This window comes from Thauera carbonicopians, assembly GCF_025699485.1.
Classification (GTDB): Bacteria; Pseudomonadota; Gammaproteobacteria; order Burkholderiales; family Rhodocyclaceae; genus Thauera.
On record NZ_JANUXN010000026.1, the window covers coordinates 14,435 to 37,194 of the forward strand.

Genomic DNA, 22,760 nt, shown 5'->3' on the forward strand with positions numbered 1-22,760 from the left:
CCGGCGATGGCACAGGCCCTCAGCGCTCACACACCAACGGCGGCCGCCCTGCGCAAGGGCAATCGCCTGCTGGCTGGGGCGTTCGCCGTTTCACTGGCGGTGCACGCCCTGCTGCTGAGCCTGCAGTTCCGCATGCCGGACGCCAAGCCGGCGACCCGGGATCCTGGGCTGGCCGTGGTGCTGGTCAACACCCGCCATGCCCAGGCGCCGGAAAAAGCCGACGTGCTGGCGCAGGCCAACGTCGATGCCGGCGGCACCTCTGAACAGGAAGCCCGCCCCACCTCGCCGCTACCGCCCCAGCCGACGCAGCGCGAAGGCGACGCCCTGGTCGAAGCCAAGCAGCGCACGCAGGAACCGGTGCGCGAGCAGAAGCAGGTCGTCACCCGCGAGAAATCCCCCGCCAAGGTCGCTGCCGCACCGGCCAAGGTCGAACAGCCCACTCCCACCCCCGCTCCGCAGCCCCGCGGCCTGGATCTGCTCGACAGCGCCGCCGCCATCGCCCGCCTCGAAGCGGAGATCGACCGCAAGCTGGACGAGATCGCCAAGCGCCCGCGCAGGACCAGCATCGGCGCCAAGGCCAGGGAGTACCGCTTCGCCCAGTATGTCGAGGACTGGCGCCTGAAGGTCGAGCGCGTCGGCACGCTGAACTACCCGGAGGCCGCGCGCGGGCGCCTCTACGGCAGCCTGTTGCTGAGGGTGTCGATCAAGGCCGACGGCAGCGTCGAGGAAGTCGTCGTCAACCGCAGCTCCGGGCACAAACTACTGGACGAGGCCGCCGTGCGCATCGTTCAATTGGCCGCACCCTATGCCCCCTTCCCGCCGGACATCCGTAGGGACACGGACATCATCGAAATCACCCGCACCTGGACCTTCACCAATACCAACCAGGTTCGCGCCAACTGAGACTTCCGCCATGGACCGTTACGCCGTCACCGGACACCCGATCGCCCACAGCAAATCGCCCCAGATCCATACTGCCTTCGCCCGCCAGACCGGGCAGGACATGAGCTACGAGGCCATCCTCGCCCCGCTGGACGGCTTCGCTGCCACGGTCCGGACCTTTCGCACCGGCGGCGGGCTGGGCATGAACGTCACCGTGCCGTTCAAGCTCGAGGCCTTCGCCCTCGCCGACCGCCACACCCCGCGCGCGCAGGCCGCCGGCGCGGTCAATACCCTGGCCTTCGGCGCGGACGGCATTCTCGGCGACAACACCGACGGCGCCGGCCTGGTGCGCGATCTCAAGATCAACCTGGGCCGGGAAATCGCTGGCCGGCGCGTGCTGCTGCTGGGCGCCGGCGGCGCAGTGCGCGGCGTGATGCTGCCGCTGCTGGGCGAAGGCCCTGCGGTGCTGACGATCGCCAACCGCACGGTCAGCAAGGCCGAAGAGCTGGTCGAACTGTTCATGCCGGAGGCAGGCGACGTCCGCCTGTCGGCCAGCAGTTTCGACGCCCTCGCCGGCCAGCAATTCGACATCGTCATCAATGCCACCGCCTCCAGCCTGTCCGACGAGGTGCCGCCGCTGCCGCCCGGCCTGTACGCCGACGGCGCACTCGCCTACGACATGATGTACGGCCGCGACGATACGCCGTTCATGGCCACAGCCCTCGCCGACGGCGCTGCACGGGTGGCCGACGGCCTGGGCATGCTGGTCGAACAGGCCGCCGAGAGCTTCGCGCTGTGGCGCGGCGTTCAGCCTGATGGCGGCGCGGTGCTGGCCGATCTGCGCCGGCAGATCGGCGCCGGCTGAGGCTGCATGTCCTTGCCCATGGCCGGGACGCGCTGGTTCGGCCTGCTGGGCCGCGGCCTGCTGGTTCTGCTTCTCCTGCTGCTGTTCTGGCAACTCGTGCTGCTGACCCAGGTCATCTGGTGGAGCCGCTTCGATCCGGGCAGCACCAGCTTCATGCGCATGCGGCTGACCGAACTGCGCGAAGCCGATCCCAAGGCCACGCTGCGCCACCAGTGGGTCGATTACGAAAATATTTCCATCCACCTGAAGCGCGCCGTGGTCGCTGCCGAGGACGACCGCTTCCTGGATCATGGCGGCTTCGACTGGACAGGCATCCAGCGCGCGCTGGAAAAGAACGAGCAGCGCGGCCGCCTTGCTGCCGGCGGTTCGACGATCAGCCAGCAGCTCGCCAAGAACCTGTTCTTGTCGCCATCGAAGAGCTGGCTGCGCAAGGGCCAGGAAGCCGTGCTGACGGTGATGATCGAGACCACCTGGGACAAGCGCCGCATCCTCGAGGTCTACCTGAACGTGGTCGAATGGGGCAACGGCATCTTCGGCGCCGAAGCGGCCGCGCAGCGCTATTACGGCACCTCGGCGGCCAATCTGGGACCGTCGCAGGCCGCGCGACTGGCCGTGATGCTGCCCAACCCCCGCCACTACGAGCGCAACTACGGCCCCCGCCTGGCCGCCCACGCCAACCGCATCCAGCGCCGCATGCAGGCCTCGCAGGTCCCCTGAACGGCATTCCCTCGGCGCCATTCGTTGCGATGCAGCAAATTTTCCATGCAACGGTGTACAAGGGTCGCAAGCGTCACATCAAGCCCGTAGAATCCAGGGTTCCGTCCCCCCAAGCCGGCAGCCCCCATGACGCAGGAAGAGGAACTCCATCCCGACGACGTCCAGCAGCACCTGCGCGAAGTGCAGGAGTTGCTCGCACGCCAGAAAGTCGTCGAGGACCTCGTCCACCGCCAGGACATGCCGCGCCACGAACTGGTCGAGACGCTGGTGCACAAGCAGCACGAAGCGGGGCTGCGGGCCAAGCTGGACGAACTGCACAACGCCGACATCGGCTACATCCTCGAGTCGCTGCCGCTGGAGGAGCGCCTCTACGTCTGGGACCTGGTCAAGGCCGAGCGCGACGGCGAGATCCTGCTCGAAGTCTCGGACGCGGTGCGCGAATCGCTGATCGAGACGATGGCGCCGGAAGAGCTGAAGGCCGCCGCCGAATCGCTCGACGCCGACGAGCTCGCCGACCTCGCGCCCGACCTGCCGCCCGAAGTCATCCAGGACGTCTTCCAGTCGCTCGACACCGAAGGCCGCGAGCAGCTGCGCACCGCGATGTCCTATCCCGAGGACTCGGTCGGCGCGCTGATGGACTTCGACATGGTGACGGTGCGCGAGGACGTCACCCTCGAAGTCGTGCTGCGCTACCTGCGCCGCTTCGACGACCTGCCCGACCACACCGACAAGCTCTTCGTCGTCGACCGCGAAGACCATCTGAAGGGCATCCTGACCCTCGAAACCCTGCTGATCAGCGACCCCGAGCGGGAAGTCGCCGAAGTGATGCGCTCGGAAACGGTGATCAGCTTCACCCCCGAGGACGAGGCCGACGACGCCGCGCAGGCCTTCGAGCGCTACGACCTGGTGTCCGCACCGGTCGTCGATGGCGACAAGCGCGTGATCGGCCGCCTGACCGTGGCCGACGTGGTCGACTACATCCGCGAGGAATCGGAAGCCGAAATTCTGAGCAACGCCGGCCTGCGCGAGGAAGAGGACATCTTCGCCTCGGTGTGGGATTCGGTGAAGAACCGCTGGGCCTGGCTGGCGATCAACCTGGTCACGGCCTTCGTTGCTTCGCGCGTGATCGGCCTGTTCGAGGACTCGATCGAGAAGCTGGTGGCATTGGCGACGCTGATGCCGATCGTCGCCGGCATCGGCGGCAATTCGGGCAACCAGACGACGACAATGATCGTGCGCGCGATCGCGATGGGCCAGGTCGAGCAATCCGCGATGCAGCGCCTGCTGCGCAAGGAGCTCGGCGTGGCGCTGATCAACGGCGTGGTCTGGGGCGGGCTGCTGGGCGGGCTGGCATGGTGGCTGTACGACAGCGCCTCGCTGGGCCTGGTGATGACCGGCGCGACGACGCTGAATCTCTTGCTGGCCGCCAGCGCCGGCGTGATCATTCCGATGCTGCGCCAGCGCCTCGGCGCCGACCCCGCGATCGGCGGCTCGGTGATGATCACCGCGCTCACCGATTCGGGCGGCTTCTTCATCTTCCTCGGCCTGGCGACGCTGTTCCTGCTCTGAGCGGCCATGCCCGCCAGGGCAGCCGCCTCATCGAAGGCACCCCTGCGGGGCATGTGCCGCCCGCAGCAAACAGGAGCTCGACCCACCATGAACGACGACCCGAATCCTGCCGGCCTCCACCGCCTGATCACCGGGCAGATGGCGGACGCCCTGATCTATGCCGACCGCAACGGCATCATCCGTGTCTGGAACAGCGCCGCCGAGGCGCTGTTCGGCTTTCCGGCCGCCACTGCCATCGGCCAGAGCCTGGACCTGATCATCCCGGAACGGCTGCGTGCGGCGCACTGGTCCGGCTACGACCGCGCGCTGGCGACCGGCACCACCCGCCTCGGCCGCCGCGCGATGCTGACCCGCGCGCAGAACCAGGCAGGTCAAACGATCTATGTGGAAATGAGTTTCGCCGTCGTCGCCGACCCGGCCACCGGCGTGCTCGGCTCGGTGGCGGTGGCCCGCGACGGCACCGTCCGCCGTGAACTGGAACTCGCCCGGCGCGCGGCGTCCTAAGCCAGCGCCGCGAACACCTCGCGCGCCGTCGTCACCGTCGCGTCGATCTCGGCCTCGCCGTGCGCGGCCGAGACGAAGCCCGCCTCGAAGGCCGACGGCGCGAAATAGTGGCCGGCGTCCAGCATGGCGTGGAAGAAGCAGCTGAAGCGATCCTTGTCCGCCGTCATCACTTCGGCGAACGAGGCCGGCACCTTGTCGGCGAAATACAGGCCGAACATGCCGCCGACGGAATCGGCGCTGAACGTCACGCCAGCCGCCCGCGCCGCAGCGCTCAAGCCATCGACCAGCCGCTTCGCGCTGGCCGTCAGACCCTCGTAGAAACCCGGCTCGCGCGTCAGCTTCAGCGACACCAGGCCCGCCGCCACCGCCACCGGGCTGCCCGACAGCGTGCCGGCCTGATACACGGCGCCGAGCGGCGCGATCTTTTCCATGATGTCGCGGCGGCCGCCGAAAGCGCCCACCGGCATGCCGCCGCCGATGACCTTGCCCAGCGTGGTCAGGTCCGGCGTGATGCCGTACAGGCCTTGCACACCCTGCGGGCCGACGCGGAAGCCGGTCATGACCTCGTCGAAGATCAGCACCGCGCCGTACTGCGTGCACAGGCTGCGCAGGCCTTCGAGGAAGCCGGGGCGGGGCTTGATCAGGTTCATGTTGCCGGCGACCGGCTCGACGATGATCGCGGCGATCTCGTCGCCGCGGGCCTTGAACACCTCTTCGACCTGCTGCAGGTCGTTGAAGTCGAGAACGATGGTGTGCTTGGCGAAATCGGCCGGCACGCCGCCCGAGGACGGGTTGCCGAAGGTCAGCAGGCCGGAGCCGGCCTTCACCAGCAGGCTGTCGGCGTGGCCGTGGTAGCAGCCTTCGAACTTGATGATGGCGTCACGGCCGGTGAAGCCGCGGGCAAGGCGGATCGCGCTCATCGTCGCCTCGGTGCCGGAGCTGACCAGGCGCACCATGTCGACCGACGGCAGCAGCGCGCAGATCAGCTCGGCCATCTCGATCTCGGCTTCGGTCGGAGCGCCGAAGGACAGGCCTTTCAGCGCCGCCTCGCGCACCGCCTCGACGATCGCCGGGTGGGCGTGGCCGGCGATCGCCGGCCCCCAGGAGCCGACGTAGTCGATGTAGGCCTTGCCGTCGGCATCCCACACCCGTGCGCCCTCCGCCCGTTCGAGGAAGCGCGGCGTGCCGCCGACCGAACGGAAAGCACGGACCGGCGAATTGACGCCGCCGGGAATGGTCTGCTGGGCACGCTGGAAGAGGGTTTCGTTACGGCTGGCCATGGGGTCTTCGTCCTCGGCTGGATTCCAAAGGCGGCATTATCGTCCCCGCTGCCGCGCAGGGTCCAGCATCGGGATCAAGGCAGATCCGGCTTGCTTCGATACCGCGGCTGCCGTTGACGCAACTCAAGCCCGCCCCGTTTCCCCCTGGAACAGGACCCGGTAGGCTGCGGCGCGGACCGCCGGATCGGGCGCCGCGAACACGTCGCCGATCACCGCGATCAGGTCCGCGCCGGCGGCGACCACTTCGGCGGCGTTGTCCAGCGTGATGCCGCCGATCGCCGCCACCGGCAAACCCAACTCCGCCTTCGCCTGGCCGAGCAGCGCGAACGGCGCGGGCGGCGCGGAAGGCTTGGTGGAGGACGGGAACATGGCACCGAAGGCGACGTAATCCACGCCGGCGGCGGCACCGGCGCGGGCGCGCGCCAGGTCGGCGTAGCAGGTCACGCCCAGGATGCAGTCGCTGCCGAGCGCCCGCCGAGCGGCGGCGGGATCGCCGTCGTCGCGGCCGAGATGGACGCCGTCGGCACCGACTTCGAGCGCCAGCGCGAGATCGTCGTTGATGATCAGCGGCACGCCCGCCGCACGGCACAGCTCCCGCAGCGCCGCGGCCTGCGTGCGCCGTTGCGCCGCTCCAGCGAGCTTGTTGCGGTATTGCAGCAGCGCCGGCCGGCCGGCCAGCACCTGCGCGGTCAGGGCGACGAGCCGTTCGTCGTCGGTTTCGTCGGGCGTCACCGCATACAGGCCGCGCAAGGCCATGCTCTCACTCATCGTCCTCTCCATCGTTGCCGCTCTTGCCGCGCGCCCAGAAGAAACGGTCGGGCAGCGCCCGTCCCATGCCGGCCCGGTAGGCATGGCGCAGCGCCTGCTGGGTGAACTCCTGCGCTTCGCGCACCGCCTCGGGCAAGGCCATGCCGTGCGCCAGCGCCGCCGCGGCGGCGGCGGCCAGCGTGGTGCCGGCACCGAGGAAGCGCCCGCCGAGACGCGGCCAGACGTCGGTGCGCAAAGTGCCTTCCTGCCCGACCAGGCGATTGACGACCTCGGGCGCCTGCTCGCCGCCGCCGGTCAGCAGGATGTACTCGGTGCCGCAGTCGAGCACCCGTTCGATGGCATCGTCGAGCCCCGGCAGTTCGTCGCCGTCGTCGCCGCCACCGGCCACGCCGGCCAGGCGGCACAGTTCGTGCCGGCCGACCACCAGCAGCGTGGTCTGCGGCAGCACCAGGTCGGCCAGCGCCGCAGCCATCTCGTCACCGGCCTCGCCCAGGTCGCCGGCGGCATACAGCGCCGGCTCGACGACCAGTGGCAGGCCGGGGTAGTCGGACAGCAGCTCGGCGATGGCGAGGGCATTGTCGACGCTGCCGCAGAAACCGAGCTTGAAACCTTCGACCGGGATGTCCTCGAGCACCGCGCGCGCCTGCGCGACGACGATCTCGACATCCTGCGGCCATATTTCGTCGGCGCTGCGCGTGTCGCGCAGCAGCGCCGCAGTCTGCACCGGCAGGGGGTGGCAGCCCATGCTCGAAAGGGTCAGCACGTCGGCCGCGAGGCCACTGCCGGCCGTCGCATCTCCCGCGCCGAAGCACAGCACGGCCGGCGGCAAGTCCGGAATTTCAATCGGCATGGGTGAGAAGTCCGCCACGGAGGCGGCATTTGGAATGGGTTAAGATGCGCCTGATTTTACCCTTTGCCCCCATCTGGGTCGAACCATGGCCGACACTGCTCCCGACACCTCGTACAAGACCTGGATGTGCCGGATCTGCGGCTTCATCTACGACGAAGCCGCCGGTCTGCCGGACGAAGGCATCCCGCCCGGCACCCGCTGGGAGGACATCCCGGCCGACTGGACCTGTCCCGACTGCCAGGCCGGCAAGGACGATTTCGAACTGGTCGAGATCTGAGTCCCGGCCCCTCGGCACGATGAACAACCAAGGATGACTTGAATGGACATTGCCGGACTGAAGGTCATGGTCATCGACGACAGCAACACCATCCGCCGCAGCGCCGAAATCTTCCTCGGCCAGGCCGGATGCGAAGTCCTGCTCGCCGAAGACGGCTTCGACGCCCTGGCCAAGATCACCGACCACAAGCCCGACGTGATCTTCGTCGACATCATGATGCCCCGGCTGGACGGCTACCAGACCTGTGCGCTGATCAAGAAGAACGCGCGCTTGACCGCCACCCCGGTGATCATGCTGTCGTCCCGCGACGGCCTGTTCGACCGCGCCCGCGGCCGCATGGTGGGCTCGGACGAATACCTCACCAAGCCTTTCACCAAGGACAGCCTGCTCAAGGCCGTCTCGACCCACGCCCGTCGCGATACGACGCGCTGAATCCCTTTCCGCAGGACTTCGACAATGCCGATCAGCACGATTCTCGTGGTGGACGACTCCCCCACCGAACGCCTGGCCCTGCAGGAGCTGCTGTCCCGCGAGGGCTACAAGGTCCTGACCGCCGAATCCGGCGAGCAGGCGGTGGAGCGCAGCAAGGCCGACAAGCCCGATCTGATCCTGATGGACGTCGTCATGCCCGGCATGAACGGCTACCAGGCCACCCGCACGATCTCGCGCCACGAGAGCACGCGCAGCATCCCGATCATCCTGTGCACCAGCAAGGGCCAGGAGACCGACAAGATCTGGGGCATGCGCCAGGGCGCCCTGGCCTACCTGGTCAAGCCGGTCGACCACGACGAACTGCTCGCCCGCATCCGGGCCATCGGCTGAGGCGGCCATGGCCAGACGCAGCAGCCTGCGCGAATTCCAGGAACGCCTCGCCCGCCGCCTGGCCGAGGCCCGCACGGCCGACCGCCGCGGCCTGCTCGGCTTCCAGGCGGGCAGCGAGAACTGGCTGATCGACCTCGCCGAAGCCGGCGAGATCCTGCCGCCACCGCCGCTGGCCGCGGTGCCGCTGACGCAGCCCTGGTACCGCGGCCTGGCCAATGTGCGCGGCACGCTGTACGGCGTCGTGGACCTGGCCTGCTTCCACGGCCAGGCGCCGACACCGGCCGGCGGGCGCTCGCGCCTGCTGCTGGCGGGCACCCGGCTCGGCATCCACTGCGCACTGCTGGTGACGGCGTCCGCCGGCCTGCGCAGCGCGGACGATTTCGAAGCCGATCCCGGCGGCGACACACGCCCCTGGGTCGGCAAGCGCCTGCGCGACGCCCAGGGCCACCCCTGGCTGCAGCTCGACGCCGCCAGGCTGCTGGCGGCCCCCCGCTTCCTGGACGCCTCGTTCGAATGAATCCTCCGGCCTTCCGCCCGACTCCCGCTTACCCCACGCACATGGTGGAGCACGCAACATGGCATTGAAACTCTTCGGCAAGAAAACGGCCTCCGCCGACAACGACAGCGCGACCATCATGGAGTCGCCGCCGGTCCGCAAGGCGGAGCCGCCGCCGGCCGGCACGACGGGGATGCGCAACTACGGCATCCTGTTCGGCATCTTCGCCCTCGCCACCGCCGGCCTGGTGGTCTTCCAGCAGCGGGAATCGGCCAACGCCACGCTGCAGATCAGCGCCTCGAGCGAAATCCAGATGCTGTCGCAGCGTATCGCCAAGTCGGCCCAGCTCGCGCTGCGCGGCGACAACGCCGCCTTCGCCGAACTCGGCAGCAGCCGCGACCGCTTCGCCACGCTGCTGCAGGCGCTCGAACAGGGCGGCGCTGTGGACGCCTCCAGCATTCCGCCGGTGACGGCCTCGCTCCGGCCGCAGGTCGAAGCGCTGAGCACCGCCTGGCAGGGCACCGAGCGCAACGCCGCCCAGTTGCTGTCGCAGCGCCAGAGCCTGATCGCGCTCGGCAGCGCCGTCGCCACCATCACCCGGGACGACGCCGCGCTGCTGGAGCAGAGCGAAAGGATCGCCCGCCAGCTCGGCGCCGACGGCGCCGCGGCAGGCCCGGCAGGCCCGGCCGGCCGCAGCATGATGCTGAGCCAGCGCATCGCCAAGAACGCCAACGCCCTGCTGGTGGGCGACAGCATCGAGCCGGAAGTCGCCTTCGTCCTCGGCCGCGACATCGAAACCCTGCGCAGCGAGATCGACGCGCTCACGCAGATCGCCGGCGACAGCGAACTGCGCGACAGCGTCGCCGCGCTCGCCGCCGCGGCCACGCCCACGTTCGAAGCCGCCGGCGAGATCCTCGGCAACATCCAGAAATCCGTCCAGGCCAAGCAGGCCGGCAGCCGCATCTTCGGCGACTCGGTGCCGCTGCTCGCGCGCAGCACCGAACTGACCGAGGGCCTCAAGCAGGCCCACGGCGGCCTCGGCCTGCTCCACGCCCTGATCGCCGCCAGCGCGCTCGCCAGCGTGCTGGCCCTGCTGGCGATGGCCCGCGCCTACCGCAGCGACATGGCCCGGCGCCGCGCCGCCGCCGAGCAGCAGCGCCAGGACGCCGAGAATGAGCGCAACCTCACCCAGCAGGCCATCCTGCGGCTGATGAACGAAATGGGCGACCTTGCCGACGGCGACCTCACCGTACGCGCCACCGTCACCGAGGACATCACCGGCGCCATCGCCGACTCGGTCAACTACACCGTCGAAGAGCTGTCGGTGCTGGTCGGCCGCATCAACGACGCCGCCACCCGCGTGACCACCGCCACCGAAGCCGCACAGCGCACCTCGCGCGAACTGCTCGACGCCACCGAACGCCAGTCGCGCGAAATCGAGGAAGCGGGCGCCACGGTGCAGCGCATGGCGCAATCGATGACCGACTCGTCCGAACGCGCACTGCAGTCCGCGCAGGTGGCGAGGCGCTCGCTGGACGCCGCGCGCAAGGGCGCGAATGCGGTGGAGAACACCATCCGCGGCATGAACGGCATCCGCGGCCAGATCCAGGAGACCTCGAAGCGCATCAAGCGCCTGGGCGAATCCTCGCAGGAGATCGGCGAAATCGTCGAGCTGATCTCGGACATCACCGAGCAGACCAACGTGCTCGCGCTCAACGCCGCCATCCAGGCCGCCTCGGCCGGCGAGGCGGGCCGGGGCTTCACCGTCGTCGCAGAAGAAGTGCAGCGCCTGGCCGAGCGCTCGGCGGAAGCGACCAAGCAGATCGCCGCGATCGTCAAGACCATCCAGACCGACACCCAGGACGCGGTAGGCGCGATGGAGAACGCCACCCGCGACGTCGTCGCCGGCACCCAGCTGTCCGACGCCGCCGGCCAGGCGCTGTCCGAGATCGACCAGGTCTCGCTCGAAGCCGCCCGCCTGATCGAACGCATCTCGACCGACACCCAGGAACAGGCCGCCACCGCCAGCCGCGTCGCCGAGACGATGAAGAACATCCTCACCGTCACCGAGCAGACCACCTTCGGCACCCAGCAGACCGCGGTGTCGATCGGCCAGCTCGCCGACCTCGCCGTCGAACTGAAGGGTTCGGTCTCGGGCTTCAAGGTCTGAACCCCGCGCGGAACACCAGCCATGACACACGCCACCGAGACGGATCTGGGGCCGCTGACCTGGGTCAAGGGAGAGATCGACGCGGCACTGCAGCGCGCCGCCGACGCCCTGGCCGAAGCCGGTGCTGCCGAGGACGCCGCCGCCCGCCTGCAGTTCGCCCAGACGCATCTGCACCAGATCCGCGGTGCGCTGTCCATCATCGGCCTCGACGGCCCGACCCAGTTCGCCGACGGCACCGAGCAGTTTCTCGGCCAGATGTCGCGCGGCGAGTGCCCGATCGATGCCGAGCGCCTGTCGCTGGCCTCGCGCGCCGTCGCCAGCCTCGGCAACTACCTCGAGGAAATCGCCCACGGCGCCCCCGACCAGGCGCTCAGGCTGGCCCCGCTGTACGAGGAGATCGCCGCCGTCCGCGGCCTGCCGCTGCCCTGCGCCGCCGACCTGTTCCACCCCGACCTGTCACGCCGCCCCCCGCGGCGGGAAAAGGCGCCGCCCGCGCTCGATGCCACCGTCGCCCAGGCCGCGCTGCGCCATGCGCGCTCGCGCTTCGAACGCGGCCTGCTCGAATGGCTGCGCGGCGACGCACGCAAGGGCGCACAGGTGATGCGCGACGCCATCGCCACCGTCGAGGTCCTGCAGCCGACGCCGGCCCAGCGCAGCCTGTGGTGGGCTGCGCTGGCCTTCTACGACGGCCTGATCAACCGCAGCCAGCCGATCGACACGCCGCTCAAGCGCCTGTGCGCCCAGATCGATGCACAGTTCCGCCGCCTGCTCGGCGGCACGCCGACCGTACCCGACCGCCTGCTGCGCGACATCCTCTACCGCGTCGCGACGATGCCGGCGAACACCGCCCAGCAACAGGCGGTGCGGACCTGCTGGCAGCTCGACGCCCTGCTGCCGCCGGATGGCGCCGCCGTCAGCGACATTCCGCTCGGCCCGCTGCTCCGGACCCTGCGGCAATCGCTGGACGGCGTACGTGCGCAGTGGGATGAATTCTGCGGCGGCACCGCCATCGCCCTGGCCACGTTCGACGACAAGCTGGCCGCGCTCGCCCGCGCCGCGCAGCCGCTCGGGCGCCCGGCCACGCAAGGCCTGCTCGACGGCCTGCAGCAAACGGCGCAATGGCTGCGCCGCGACCCGCTGCAGCACTCCGATGCGCTGGCGCTCGAAGTCGCCACCGCGCTGCTGCTGCTCGAAACCGATTTCGGCGAGCACATCCCGGACACCGGCCTGGCCGCGCAGATGGACCAGCGCCTGGCACGGCTGCAAACCCTGCAGCGCGGCGAAACGCCAGCCGCCGACCTTGCCGTCACCGGCCTCAGCGGCGCCCGCGAGACCCAGGAGAAGCAGGCGCTCGCCCAGCTCTGCCACGAGATGCGCGCCAGCCTCGCCCAGGTCGAGCAGACGCTGGACGACTATTTCCGCAACCAGGCCAGGCACGAGCCGCTCGCCCAGCTTCACCAGCCGCTGCAGCAGATCGTCGGCGCCCTGAGCCTGCTCGGCGAAACCCGCGCGCTCGAACTGGTGCGCGACGCCGGCACCCGCATCGCCCACCTCGCCAAGGCCCCGGCCGAAGCCGACCGCAGCGCCTTCGAAACCCTGGCCCATCAGCTGTCGGCGCTCGGCTTCTATCTCGAAGCCCTGCCGCTCGGCACCGCCAGGCTGGACGAACTGCTCGACCCCGAACATCGGCGCACGCCCGCTGCAGGCCCGGAAACGGACACGACAGAGGACGCGGTGGCGCCCGGAGCACAGCCGGCCCCAGCAGCCGAGGCGCCGGCTTCGGCGGCCGGCGCAGCGCAGCCCGACGGCAGCGGCCTGCCCGCTCCATCGTTTGCTTCGCCCGCGCAGGAAGCAGCCGAAGCGATCCCCGCCGGCGAAGCGCAGCCGCCGGCAGTTGCCGGAGCCGCCGCCGACACCGCGCTGGACGAGGCCTCGCTCGAAGAACTGGAAGCACTGGTGCCGCCCGAACCCGCGCCGCTCGAGGCCGCGGCGGCTCCCGCCATCCCGCCCCCCTCGCTGCCCGGCAGCGACGCCGAGATCGATGCGGAGCTGCTGTGCATCTTCATCGAGGAAGCGACCGAAGTCCTGGCCACCATCGGCGAGCAGCTCGAACTCGCCCGCAGCGAGCCGCAGCAGCTCGAACACCTGACCACGATCCGGCGCGGCTTCCACACCCTCAAGGGCAGCGGCCGCATGGTCGGGCTGAACGCCCTGGGCGAAACCGCCTGGGGCATGGAACAGACGCTGAACCGCTGGCTGCAGCTCGACTGGCCGCTGACGCCCGCCGTGCTGCACCTCATCGATGCGGCACACCAGGTGTTCTCGGCCTGGGTCGAAGTGCTCCGCGACGGCAGCGGCGCCATCCCGGACACGCAGGCCCTACTTGCCGAAGCCGAGCGCCTGCGCAACGGCGAGACGGCGATCGTCGAACCTGCGGCCATCGACGCACCCCAGCCCGACGGCCTTGCCGCAGCCGAAGACGGACCCGAGTTTCCCGCCCTCGACCTGTCGGCTGACGGCGAAATCCTGCCGCTGCCAGCGGCAGGCGCGGCCGAAGCCGAAGCCGAAGCCGAAGCCGAAGCCGAAGCCGAAGCCGAAGCCGAAGCCGAAGCCGAAGCCGAAGCCGAAGCCGGCAGCGATGATGCTGTGCCGGATACCGACCCGGCAATGGCGATCGCAGCGTCCGCAGCCGAGCTGCCGGCAGCCGATGCCGCGGAAGCCTTCGATCTTCCGCCGCAGCAGGATGCGGCGCCGCTCGAAGCCATCATCGCACCCTCTGCGACCGAGGCCGCGCCCCAGCCTGCCGCCGAAGAACGCGACGAAGCGCCGCTGCCTGCGGCCGATGTCGTCCGCATCGGCGACGTCGACATCTCGCCCGCCCTGTTCGCGCTCTACCAGGCCGAGGCGCTGCAGCACATCGGCACCCTGGAGCAGGAAGTCGCCCAGCTTTCGCGGCACCCGGAGGAATCGCCGAGCGAGGCCGCGCTGCGCGCCGCCCACACCCTGGCCGGCATCTCGGGCACGGCACAACTGCCGCCCCCGCGGGAACTGGCGCGCGCACTCGAAAGTGCGCTCGGCCGCCTGCGCGACCAGGGCAGGACGACGACCGACGACGAACTGGCCCTGCTCCGCGACGCCGCCGGCACGCTACGGCTGATGCTGGCCGAGATCGGCATGCAGTTCATGCCTGCCCGCGCGGAAACCCTGGCGATCGAGCTGGAGGCATGCGGCTATGCCCGCAGCGTGCCGCAAGCCGGCGATGCCGCCGGGCCCGCTGCCGAGCCGGTTCCGGCATCAGCCCCGGCAGCCGACGCCCGCAGCGCGGCAGCCAGCCTGCTGCCGCCGCCGCAGGACGAACTCGACCCGCAACTGCTGCCGATCTTCCTCGAGGAAGCCGCCGAGCTGTTCGGCACGCTGCATGCCGCGCTGCGCGACTGGCAGGCCGTCCCCGGCGCCGCGCAGCCGCCCGCGACCATCGCCCGCCTGCTGCATTCGCTGAAAGGCAGCGCGCGCATGGCCGGCGCGATGACGCTCGGCAGCCATCTGCACGAGCTCGAATCCCGCCTCGAAGACGGCCTGGCCGACAAGAGCGATCCCCGAACACTGGCCGACGATCTGGTCCTCGGCCTCGATGCCGCCGAACAGATGATCGACGGCATCGCCGGCCTGCAGGCCGAGGCACCGGCGCAGCCGGCGGCGGACATCCTGGCCGCCGCGACCGCAGCGGCCGCGCCTGCGCCCGCCCCCGCTGCCGAAGCCGAACCGATCGCCGCGGCGACGCTGCGCGTGCGGGCGGAGCAGGTCGACCGCTTCGTCAACCAGGCCGGCGAAATCGGCATCGCGCGCACCCGCATCGAAGGCGAGCTGCGCACGCTGCGGCGCTCGCTGCACGATCTCACCGAGAACGTCATCCGCCTGCGCAACCAGCTGCGCGAAGTCGAGATCCAGGCCGAAGTGCAGATGCAGTCGCGCATCGCCCAGGCCGAATCGCAGCACGGCGAATTCGATCCGCTGGAAATGGACCGCTACACGCGCCTGCAGGAACTGACGCGGATGATGGCCGAGAGCGTCAACGACGTGACCACCGTGCAGCAGACCCTGCTGCAAGACCTCGACGGCGCCGACCTCGCGCTCGGCAGCCAGGCGCGCACTGCCCGCGAGCTGCAGCAAGGCCTGATGCGCGTGCGCATGCTGCCTTTCGACAGCCTCGCCGACCGCCTCTACCGCGTCGTGCGCCAGAGCGCGAAGGAACTCGGCAAGCGCGCCAGGCTCGACATCCGCGGCGGCCGCATCGAGATCGACCGCAGCGTGCTGGAACAGATGGCGGCACCGCTCGAACATCTGCTGCGCAATGCCGTCGCCCACGGCATCGAGGCGCTGCAGCAACGCCACGACGCCGGCAAGCCCGAGATCGGCCAGATCGTGCTGAGCGCGACCCAGGAAGGCAACGAGATCGCCATCGAACTCAGCGACGACGGCCGCGGCCTCGACTTCGAGCGCATCGCCGAGCGCGCCCGCGCCGGCGGCCTGATCGGCGCAGATGAGCACCCCGACGCCAGGCGCCTGACCAACCTGATCTTCCTGTCCGGCTTCAGCACCGCCCGGCAGGTGTCGGAAGTCTCCGGCCGCGGCGTCGGCATGGACGTGGTCAAGTCGCAGACCGCCGCGGTCGGCGGCCGCATCGACGTCAGCAGCCAGGCCGGCCGGGGCACCAGCGTCCGCATCCACCTGCCGCTGACGCTGGCGGTGACGCAGGCCCTGCTGGTGCAGGCCTGCGGCCGCAGTTGGGCAATTCCGTCGAACCTGGTGGCGCAGGCCATGGAGCTCAAGCCCGACGCCTTGCGCCGCGTGCAGGCCGAGCATGGCACCGACTGGCAGGGCGAGCGCTACGCCTACCGCTACCTGCCGCGCCTGCTCGGCGATCGCGACTCCCGGCCGGAAGAACAGCGCTACAACTGGCTGCTGCTGCTGCGCGCCGGCGCCCAGACGCTGGCGCTGCACGTCGACAGCCTGCAGGGCAACCAGGAAATCGTCGTCAAGAACGCCGGCCCGCAGCTCGCCCGCATCGTCGGCATGGCCGGCGCCACGATCCTCGCCGACGGCGAGATCGCGCTGATCCTGAACCCGGTGGCGCTCGCCAGCCGCAGCCTGGGCAGCGACGCCGGGGACGGCGCAGAGGACAATGGAGACGTATCGGGCATCCGGGCCGAAACCTCGTCGACACTGCTGCGCCAGCCCACGGTGATGGTGGTCGACGACTCGCTGACGGTACGCCGCGTCACCGGCCGCCTGCTGGAACGCGAAGGCTATCGCGTGATCACCGCCAAGGACGGCGTCGATGCGCTGGAGCAACTGGTCGACATCCTGCCCGACGTCGTGCTGTCGGACATCGAGATGCCGCGCATGGACGGCTTCGACCTGGTCCGCAACATCCGCGCCGACGAGCGGACCCGCGCGCTGCCGGTGATCATGATCACCTCCCGCCTGGCCGACAAGCACCGCCGCTACGCCGAGGAGATCGGCGCCAACCACTACCTGGGCAAGCCCTACCAGGAAGAGGAACTGCTGGCGCTGCTGGCAGGCTATACCCGGGCCCGGGCCGAAACCGCCTGAGCTTTCATGCGCTCCGCCCGGCGACGCCGGGCGGAGCATGCCGCCATCCCCACGACATTCCCTGCCGCGCCCGAAGGATCGTGAAGCGAATTCACGAGGACCTGCTATTCTCGAATCGGGTGGCGCTCGATGAACACCGTCATGCGGCGTGCCCCACGTTCGCACCTGTCTCCGGGTAGCGCTCTCCTCCCCACCACGAGGATTTTCCATCATGTCCGACGCCAGCCCCCGCGAGATCACCTTCCTGATTCCGGGCCAGCGCCCGGCATCCCGCAGCGGCGACATCGCCCCCGCCTCCACCTCGCCGGACCTGCCCGGCAGCCGCAAGGATTTCATTCAACTGGCCACCCGCCGCGACGGCGGGCCGATGCTGCGCACCAGCGCAACGGTCGGCGAAGACGTGGTGGTGCTGCACATCGAGGGCGGGCCGGAACTGGTGCTGCACCCGGAGGCGGCACGCGACCTGCTGCTGGCACAGGCCGACGGGCAAGCACTGAAACGCGGCGGGAAGGGAGAGCTGCAGTATCCCGACGAAGTACCGGTACCGGCGGAGCTGCAGTGGCGCGGACTGGAGAAGGCGGCGGTTTCACGCGGCTCCGGCTTTCTGGGCAAGGTGCTGCTGAAGGCCGTGGAGATCATCACCAATGTGCTCGGCGACCGCGAGCCTGCCAAGCGAGCTGCCGCAGCCATCGCGCGGCAGATCGACAGCGGCGTCACACCCGGCGTTTACCCGTTGAAGGCCAAGCAGCTCGGCAAGCTCAAGAACGACAGACGGCTGAACAGCATCCCGGTGCCGGCGCCGGACAAGCCCGTGCTGGTGCTGCTGCACGGCACTTTCGTCGACACCGCCAGCACTTTCGGCAAACTGTGGGAGCATCACCCGGCGCGGGTGGGCGAGCTGTTCGCCCACTACGCCGACCAGGTCTATGCGCTGGACCACGCGACGCTGGGCGAGGACCCGATCGGCAACGCCCTGCAGCTGGTCCAGGCACTGCCCAAGGGCGTGCCGGTCAAGCTGCACCTGGTCTCGCATTCGCGCGGCGGCCTGGTGGCCGAAGTGCTGGCGCGCATGGCAGCCACGCGTGAGCTCACCGACGCGGACCGTGCGATCTTCGAGGACGAGAAGCACCGCGACCAGCTCCAGCAACTGCAGGCCCTGGCCAAGGCGCTGGGCGAACGCGAGGTGACGGTCGAGCGCGTGGTGCGCGTGGCCTGCCCGGCCCGCGGCACGCTGCTGGCATCGCGCCGGCTGGACGCCTACCTGTCGATCGTGCGCTGGTCCTTGAAGCTGGCCGGCATACCGATGCTACCGGCACTGACGGATTTCCTGGCTGCCGTCGCACGCGAGCGCTTCGACCCGGAGACGCTGCCCGGCCTGTACGCGATGACGCCGGACAATCCGCTGGTCCAGTGGCTCAACGATGCCCAGGCGCTGGTTCCGGGCAAGCTGCGCGTGGTGGCCGGCGACATCGAGGGCGATTCGGTGCTGAGCTGGCTCAAGACCCTGCTGGCTGATGCCTTCTACTGGACCGACAACGACATCGTGGTCCAGACCAGCTCGATGTACGGTGGCTCGCCGCGCAACGAGGGCGCGAGCTACATGCTCGACAAGAGCGCGGACGCCACCCATTTCAACTATTTCCGCAACAAGCTCACGGCCGACGCCATCGTCGATGGGCTGCTGCGCGACGCGCCTGCGGGCTTCGCGCCGATCGGCCCGCTGTCGTGGAAGGGCGAAAGCGCGGACGGGCGCCGCGCCGCGATGCGCAGCCAGTCCGTGCCGATGCCGGAGCGGCCGGCGGTGTTCCTGCTGCCGGGCATCCTGGGCAGCCACATCCAGGTCGATGGCAAGCGCGTCTGGCTGAGCTGGCGCGTGCTCGGCGGCCTGCTGCGGCTGGCCTACGAACCGGGGCAGCAACACATTCGCGACGATGGGCCGCTCGGCAATTTCTACGACGATCTGGTCGAACATCTCGAACAAAGCCACGAGGTGATCCCCTTCGGCTTCGACTGGCGCCGGCCACTGGAGGAAGAAGCGCGCCGGCTCGGCCAGCGCGTCGCCGAGGCGCTGGACGCGCGTGCGGCCAGCGGGCAGCCGGTGCGCTTCGTCGCCCACTCCATGGGCGGGCTGCTGGTGCGCACCATGATGCTGGAGTGCCCGGAAGTCTGGCAGCGCGTGTGCCTGCATGAAGGCGGGCGCCTGCTGATGCTGGGCACGCCGAACGGCGGTTCCTGGGCGCCGATGCAGACGCTGTCCGGCGACGACAATTTCGGCAACCTGCTGGCCAGCGTGGGCGCACCCTTCCGCGACCGCAAGGCGCGCCAGGCCATGGCGGAGTTTCCGGGCTTCCTGCAGTTGCAGGCGGGCCTGACGGATCCCCGGCTGGAACTGTCGAAAGCAGAAACCTGGAAGAAGCTGGCAGACGAAGACCTGCGGCGCGTACGCGAGGCCAGCCTGTGGCACGACGTCGGCCTGCAGCTCGGCGCTTACGAATGGGGCGTGCCGACGAAGGACGTTCTGGATCAGGCCGTCGCGCTGCGGCAGCGCTTGGACGAGCAGCGCGACAGGGACTTGCAGCGCTGGGCCGATCGCCTGCTGCTGGTCGTGGGGCAGTCGCGCTACACCCCCGATGGTTATGAGTGGGCGAACGACGGCCTTGTCTACCTCGATCTCCGCGACGGCGGCGACGGCCGGGTGACGCTGACATCGGCGAGGCTGCCGCAGGTGCGGACCTGGACGCTGGATGTCGAGCACGGCAAGCTGCCCTCGCACCGCAGGTCTTTCGAGGCCTTCCGCGAATTGCTAGAGAAAGGCGATACCTCACAGCTGAAGCTGCTGACGACCGAGGTCCGGCGCGACGGCAGCCGGGAAGATGCGCTCGAGACCGTGTCGCACGTGCGCAGCCGCCCTTCGCGCGGCCGCCTGGCCGGCGAGCGCCCGGCCGATTCGATGGATGCGGTGTTCGCTCTGGCGCAAAGGCAGCAGGACGACACCGCCGCACGCCAGGCAGCGCCCGCACTTCGCGTCACGGTGCTCAACGCCAACCTGGCTTTCGTGCGCCAGCCGCTGCTGGTGGGGCACTACACGGCATCGCGGCTGTCGGGCGCCGAAGTGGCGGTGAACGCGCTGGTGGGCGGCGTGATGGAGGATGCGCTGTCGGTCGGCCGCTATCCGCAGACGATCGGGGCAGCGCAGATCTTCCTGAACCACGCGGCGCCGCAGCACGATGCCCTGCTGCCCCAGCCCGAGGGCGTGATCGTGGTCGGCCTCGGCGCCGAAGGCAATCTGACCGAAGCGACGCTGGCCGAGTCGGTCTGCCAGGGCGTGCTGGCCTGGGCCGAACGCCAGGCCGAAGCCGACCAGGGTCCTGCTGGCATCGAACTGGCAGCCGTGCTGATCGGCAGCGGCGGCATCGGCATCCAGCCGGGCAACTCGGCGCGCGCCATCGCCCATGGCGTGCGCGCCGCCAACAGCCGCATCGCGCAGTTGAACCAGCGCCGCAGGCGCGCGGTCTGGCCGCACATCGCCCATCTGCAGTTGGTCGAGCTCTACCTGGAGCGCGCCGCCGAAGCCTGGCGCGGGCTGCAGGTGCATGCGACGGCGAGGCCGGGCGAGCTCGACATCACGCCGACGGTCGAAACCGGCACCGCATCCCTGCGCCGGCAGGTTGATTCGGCCTACCGCGGGGCTGCATACGACTTCATCTCCATCACCTCGATGGGTGGCCACCCGGACCACCAGACCGCTGCCGCGCAGCAAGCCACCGAGCCGCTGGGCAGCACCGACATCCAGTTCCGCCTGGACACGAAGCGGGCACGCACCGAAGTACGGGCACTGAGCTCGCAGCCACGCCTGCTGCAGGAGATGCTGAGCCGGGCCTCGAACGACCACCAGTGCGGACCGCAGATCGGGCGCACCCTGTTCCAGCTGCTGGTGCCGCTGGAGATCGAACCCTTCCTGGCCGGGCGCAGCCAGATGGTGCTGGAGGTGGACAAGGGCACGGCCGTCGTGCCCTGGGAACTGCTGGACACCGCGCCGGAACGCGGCCGGGAGCACGAGCACATGCCCTGGGGCATCCGCAGCCGGCTGATCCGCAAGCTCAGGACCAGCAGCTACCGTGATGCGGTGCGCGACACCGGCCGTGAAGACCATGTGCTGATCGTCGGCGAACCGAAATGCGATCCGGCACGCTACGGCAGGCTCGAAGGCGCGCTGAACGAGTCCCGTGCCGTCAGCAAGCTGATGAAGAGCCGGCGCGGCGTCGGGCCGGACCATACCTTCGATCTGCTGGGCGGACATGATGCGACGACGATCATCAATGCGCTGATGTCCCACCCCTACCGGATCGTCCACGTGGCAGGCCATGGCGAGCCCGGCGCCGAAGGCGGCGTGGTGCTGTCCGAAGGCACGGTGCTGGGGCCGCGCGAGATCAGGCAGATGCGTGCGGTGCCGGAGCTGGTGTTCGTCAACTGCTGCCATCTGGCGGCACTGCCGACACAGCAATTCGCCCAGGCGCCGGACCCGTTCAACCGCAGCGACTTCGCCGCCAGCACGGCCGAGGCGCTGATCGAAATCGGCGTGCGCTGCGTGGTGGCAGCGGGCTGGGCAGTGGACGACGAACCGGCCCAGTTGTTTGCGGAAACCTTCTACCAGGCCTTGCTGGACCGCAGGACCTTCATGGAAGCCGTCGGCAATGCGCGCGAGGCGACCTGGCGCAGCTATCCCGACAGCAACACCTGGGCGGCTTATCAATGCTACGGCGATCCGGAATGGCGCCTGCGCAGCCCGAACGACGACGATGCCGCAAAACCCGCAGCGATCACGGATGTGCAGAGCGAATACAGCGGCATCGCCTCGGCGACGGGCCTGAAGATCGCGCTGGAGAAGATCGCCACCGATGCCCGATATGGCCAGGGCGACCGCAGCGTGCTGCAGGAGCACGTGCGCCACCTTGCTGCACGCTTCGGGGCCGGCTGGGGGCGGAACATCGGATCAGTGGCCGAGGCGCTCGGCGCCGCATGCATCGAGAGCGGGCTCGTCGATGAAGGCATCGAATGGTATGAGCATGCGCTGACCGTCGAAGACGGCAGCGCCTCGCTGAGGGCTGCCGAACAACTGGCCAACCAGCGCGCGCGGCGGGCATGGAAGCGCGTTTCAAAGCTGGATGTCGACGCCGGTGCGCCAAAATCGAAACAGGGCAAAATCCGCAAGGAGCTCGACGACAAGCTCGAATCCGCTCGCGACGAGATCACGAGCGCACGGCATGCGCTCGAAACCCTGGTGAAGCTGAAGCCCACGATCGAACGCCATTCATTGAACGGCTCGGCTTGCAAACGCCTTGCCATGGTCGAGCGCAAGGCATGCGGCATCGCGCAGGCGTGGCTGGAAACCGCCGGCAAGGACGAAGCCGCGAACAAGGATGCGCAGCAGCAACTGACTGCTTGCCAGAAGGCTGAGGACAAAGCGCTGGAAGCGATGGCGGCTGCCTACAAGCGTGGCAAGGAACTTGCCCTCGAACAGGGTCACCCGCAGTTCTTCTATCCCGCCATCAACTACATCGCGGCCATGCTGGTATGCCCGCAAAGGCCCGGCAAGACAGGGTTCCCGGCCGAGGACGTAGCGGCCGTGCGCCAGTCACTGGACGAGCAGCTCGCACGCAAGGCCGATTTCTGGCTGGTGGCCAGCCGCATCGAACTCGACCTGTATCTCGCCATGGCCGAAGGCCGGCTGCAGCAGGCGCTGCCGCAGATCGAAGCGTTGTTCCAGGATCTTTACAGCCGCGTGCCCTCGCCCAACGCATGGGCAACGCTATATGACCAGGAGAAATTCGTACTCGAACGTTGGTGCGCCCGGCACGGCGATGCAAAAGGCGACATCGAGGCAAGCAAGCGTCTGCTGCAACTTCTGCAACAACACGCGGAAGGCAGATGATGCAACCGCTTCGTC

General features: G+C 69.5%; 15 protein-coding genes. 12 read left to right on the top strand and 3 right to left on the bottom strand.

What is annotated here, in order from left to right:
* Positions 1 to 6: 6 nt before the first annotated feature.
* The 5 genes from NX068_RS19805 to NX068_RS19825 all read left to right on the top strand — a co-directional run bounded on the left by NX068_RS19805 (position 7) and on the right by NX068_RS19825 (position 4,537).
* Entirely contained in the window at positions 7 to 903 is an 897-nt protein-coding gene (locus tag NX068_RS19805; RefSeq protein WP_263462939.1) for an energy transducer TonB, read from the top strand.
* Positions 904 to 913: 10 nt separating this feature from the next.
* Entirely contained in the window at positions 914 to 1,747 is an 834-nt protein-coding gene (gene aroE / locus NX068_RS19810; protein WP_263462940.1) for a shikimate dehydrogenase, read from the top strand.
* Positions 1,748 to 1,753: 6 nt separating this feature from the next.
* Positions 1,754 to 2,464 carry a monofunctional biosynthetic peptidoglycan transglycosylase gene (mtgA, locus tag NX068_RS19815; RefSeq protein ID WP_263462941.1) on the top strand — a complete coding sequence of 237 codons (711 nt, stop codon included), beginning with the start codon at positions 1,754 to 1,756 and terminating at the stop codon, positions 2,462 to 2,464.
* Positions 2,465 to 2,590: 126 nt separating this feature from the next.
* Positions 2,591 to 4,033: a magnesium transporter gene (gene mgtE, locus NX068_RS19820; protein WP_263462942.1), complete on the top strand. Its 1,443-nt coding sequence runs from the start codon at positions 2,591 to 2,593 to the stop codon at positions 4,031 to 4,033.
* Between the two features lie 87 nt (positions 4,034 to 4,120).
* The gene (locus NX068_RS19825; protein WP_263462943.1) at positions 4,121 to 4,537 is read left to right on the top strand and encodes a PAS domain S-box protein; all 417 of its coding nucleotides are present in this window, start codon (positions 4,121 to 4,123) and stop codon (positions 4,535 to 4,537) included.
* Here NX068_RS19825 and hemL read toward each other — a convergent pair.
* The 3 genes from hemL to thiD form a co-directional block, all read right to left on the bottom strand.
* Positions 4,534 to 5,817, bottom strand: coding sequence for a glutamate-1-semialdehyde 2,1-aminomutase (hemL, locus tag NX068_RS19830; protein WP_263462944.1), 1,284 nt, complete (start codon positions 5,815 to 5,817; stop codon positions 4,534 to 4,536). The two genes, NX068_RS19825 and hemL, sit on opposite strands and share 4 nt — an antisense overlap.
* A 123-nt stretch (positions 5,818 to 5,940) precedes the next feature.
* Positions 5,941 to 6,585, bottom strand: a complete 645-nt coding sequence (gene thiE / locus NX068_RS19835) for a thiamine phosphate synthase (protein WP_263462945.1) — start codon at positions 6,583 to 6,585, stop codon at positions 5,941 to 5,943.
* Positions 6,578 to 7,435, bottom strand: coding sequence for a bifunctional hydroxymethylpyrimidine kinase/phosphomethylpyrimidine kinase (thiD, locus tag NX068_RS19840; RefSeq protein ID WP_263462946.1), 858 nt, complete (start codon positions 7,433 to 7,435; stop codon positions 6,578 to 6,580). Before thiD ends, thiE begins: the two co-directional genes overlap by 8 nt.
* Positions 7,436 to 7,559: 124 nt before the next feature.
* On the opposite strand from thiD, the gene NX068_RS19845 reads away from it, so the two are divergent.
* The 7 genes from NX068_RS19845 (at position 7,560) to NX068_RS19875 (ending at position 22,745) form a co-directional block, all read left to right on the top strand.
* Entirely contained in the window at positions 7,560 to 7,712 is a 153-nt protein-coding gene (locus tag NX068_RS19845; RefSeq protein ID WP_327084837.1) for a rubredoxin, read from the top strand.
* Positions 7,713 to 7,754: 42 nt separating this feature from the next.
* Positions 7,755 to 8,144, top strand: coding sequence for a twitching motility response regulator PilG (gene pilG / locus NX068_RS19850; protein WP_263462949.1), 390 nt, complete (start codon positions 7,755 to 7,757; stop codon positions 8,142 to 8,144).
* 24 nt (positions 8,145 to 8,168) lie between these two features.
* Positions 8,169 to 8,534: a response regulator gene (locus tag NX068_RS19855; RefSeq protein WP_068635333.1), complete on the top strand. Its 366-nt coding sequence runs from the start codon at positions 8,169 to 8,171 to the stop codon at positions 8,532 to 8,534.
* 7 nt (positions 8,535 to 8,541) lie between these two features.
* Complete coding sequence (locus NX068_RS19860) at positions 8,542 to 9,051, top strand: chemotaxis protein CheW (protein WP_263462950.1); 510 nt, start codon at positions 8,542 to 8,544, stop codon at positions 9,049 to 9,051.
* Positions 9,052 to 9,109: 58 nt separating this feature from the next.
* Positions 9,110 to 11,200 (top strand): methyl-accepting chemotaxis protein, encoded by a 2,091-nt coding sequence (locus NX068_RS19865; RefSeq protein WP_263462951.1) that lies wholly within the window; start codon positions 9,110 to 9,112, stop codon positions 11,198 to 11,200.
* 21 nt (positions 11,201 to 11,221) lie between these two features.
* Entirely contained in the window at positions 11,222 to 16,813 is a 5,592-nt protein-coding gene (locus tag NX068_RS19870) for a hybrid sensor histidine kinase/response regulator (protein WP_263462952.1), read from the top strand.
* Between the two features lie 211 nt (positions 16,814 to 17,024).
* Entirely contained in the window at positions 17,025 to 22,745 is a 5,721-nt protein-coding gene (locus NX068_RS19875) for a DUF7379 domain-containing protein (protein WP_263462953.1), read from the top strand.
* The last annotated feature ends 15 nt before the right edge of the window (positions 22,746 to 22,760 follow it).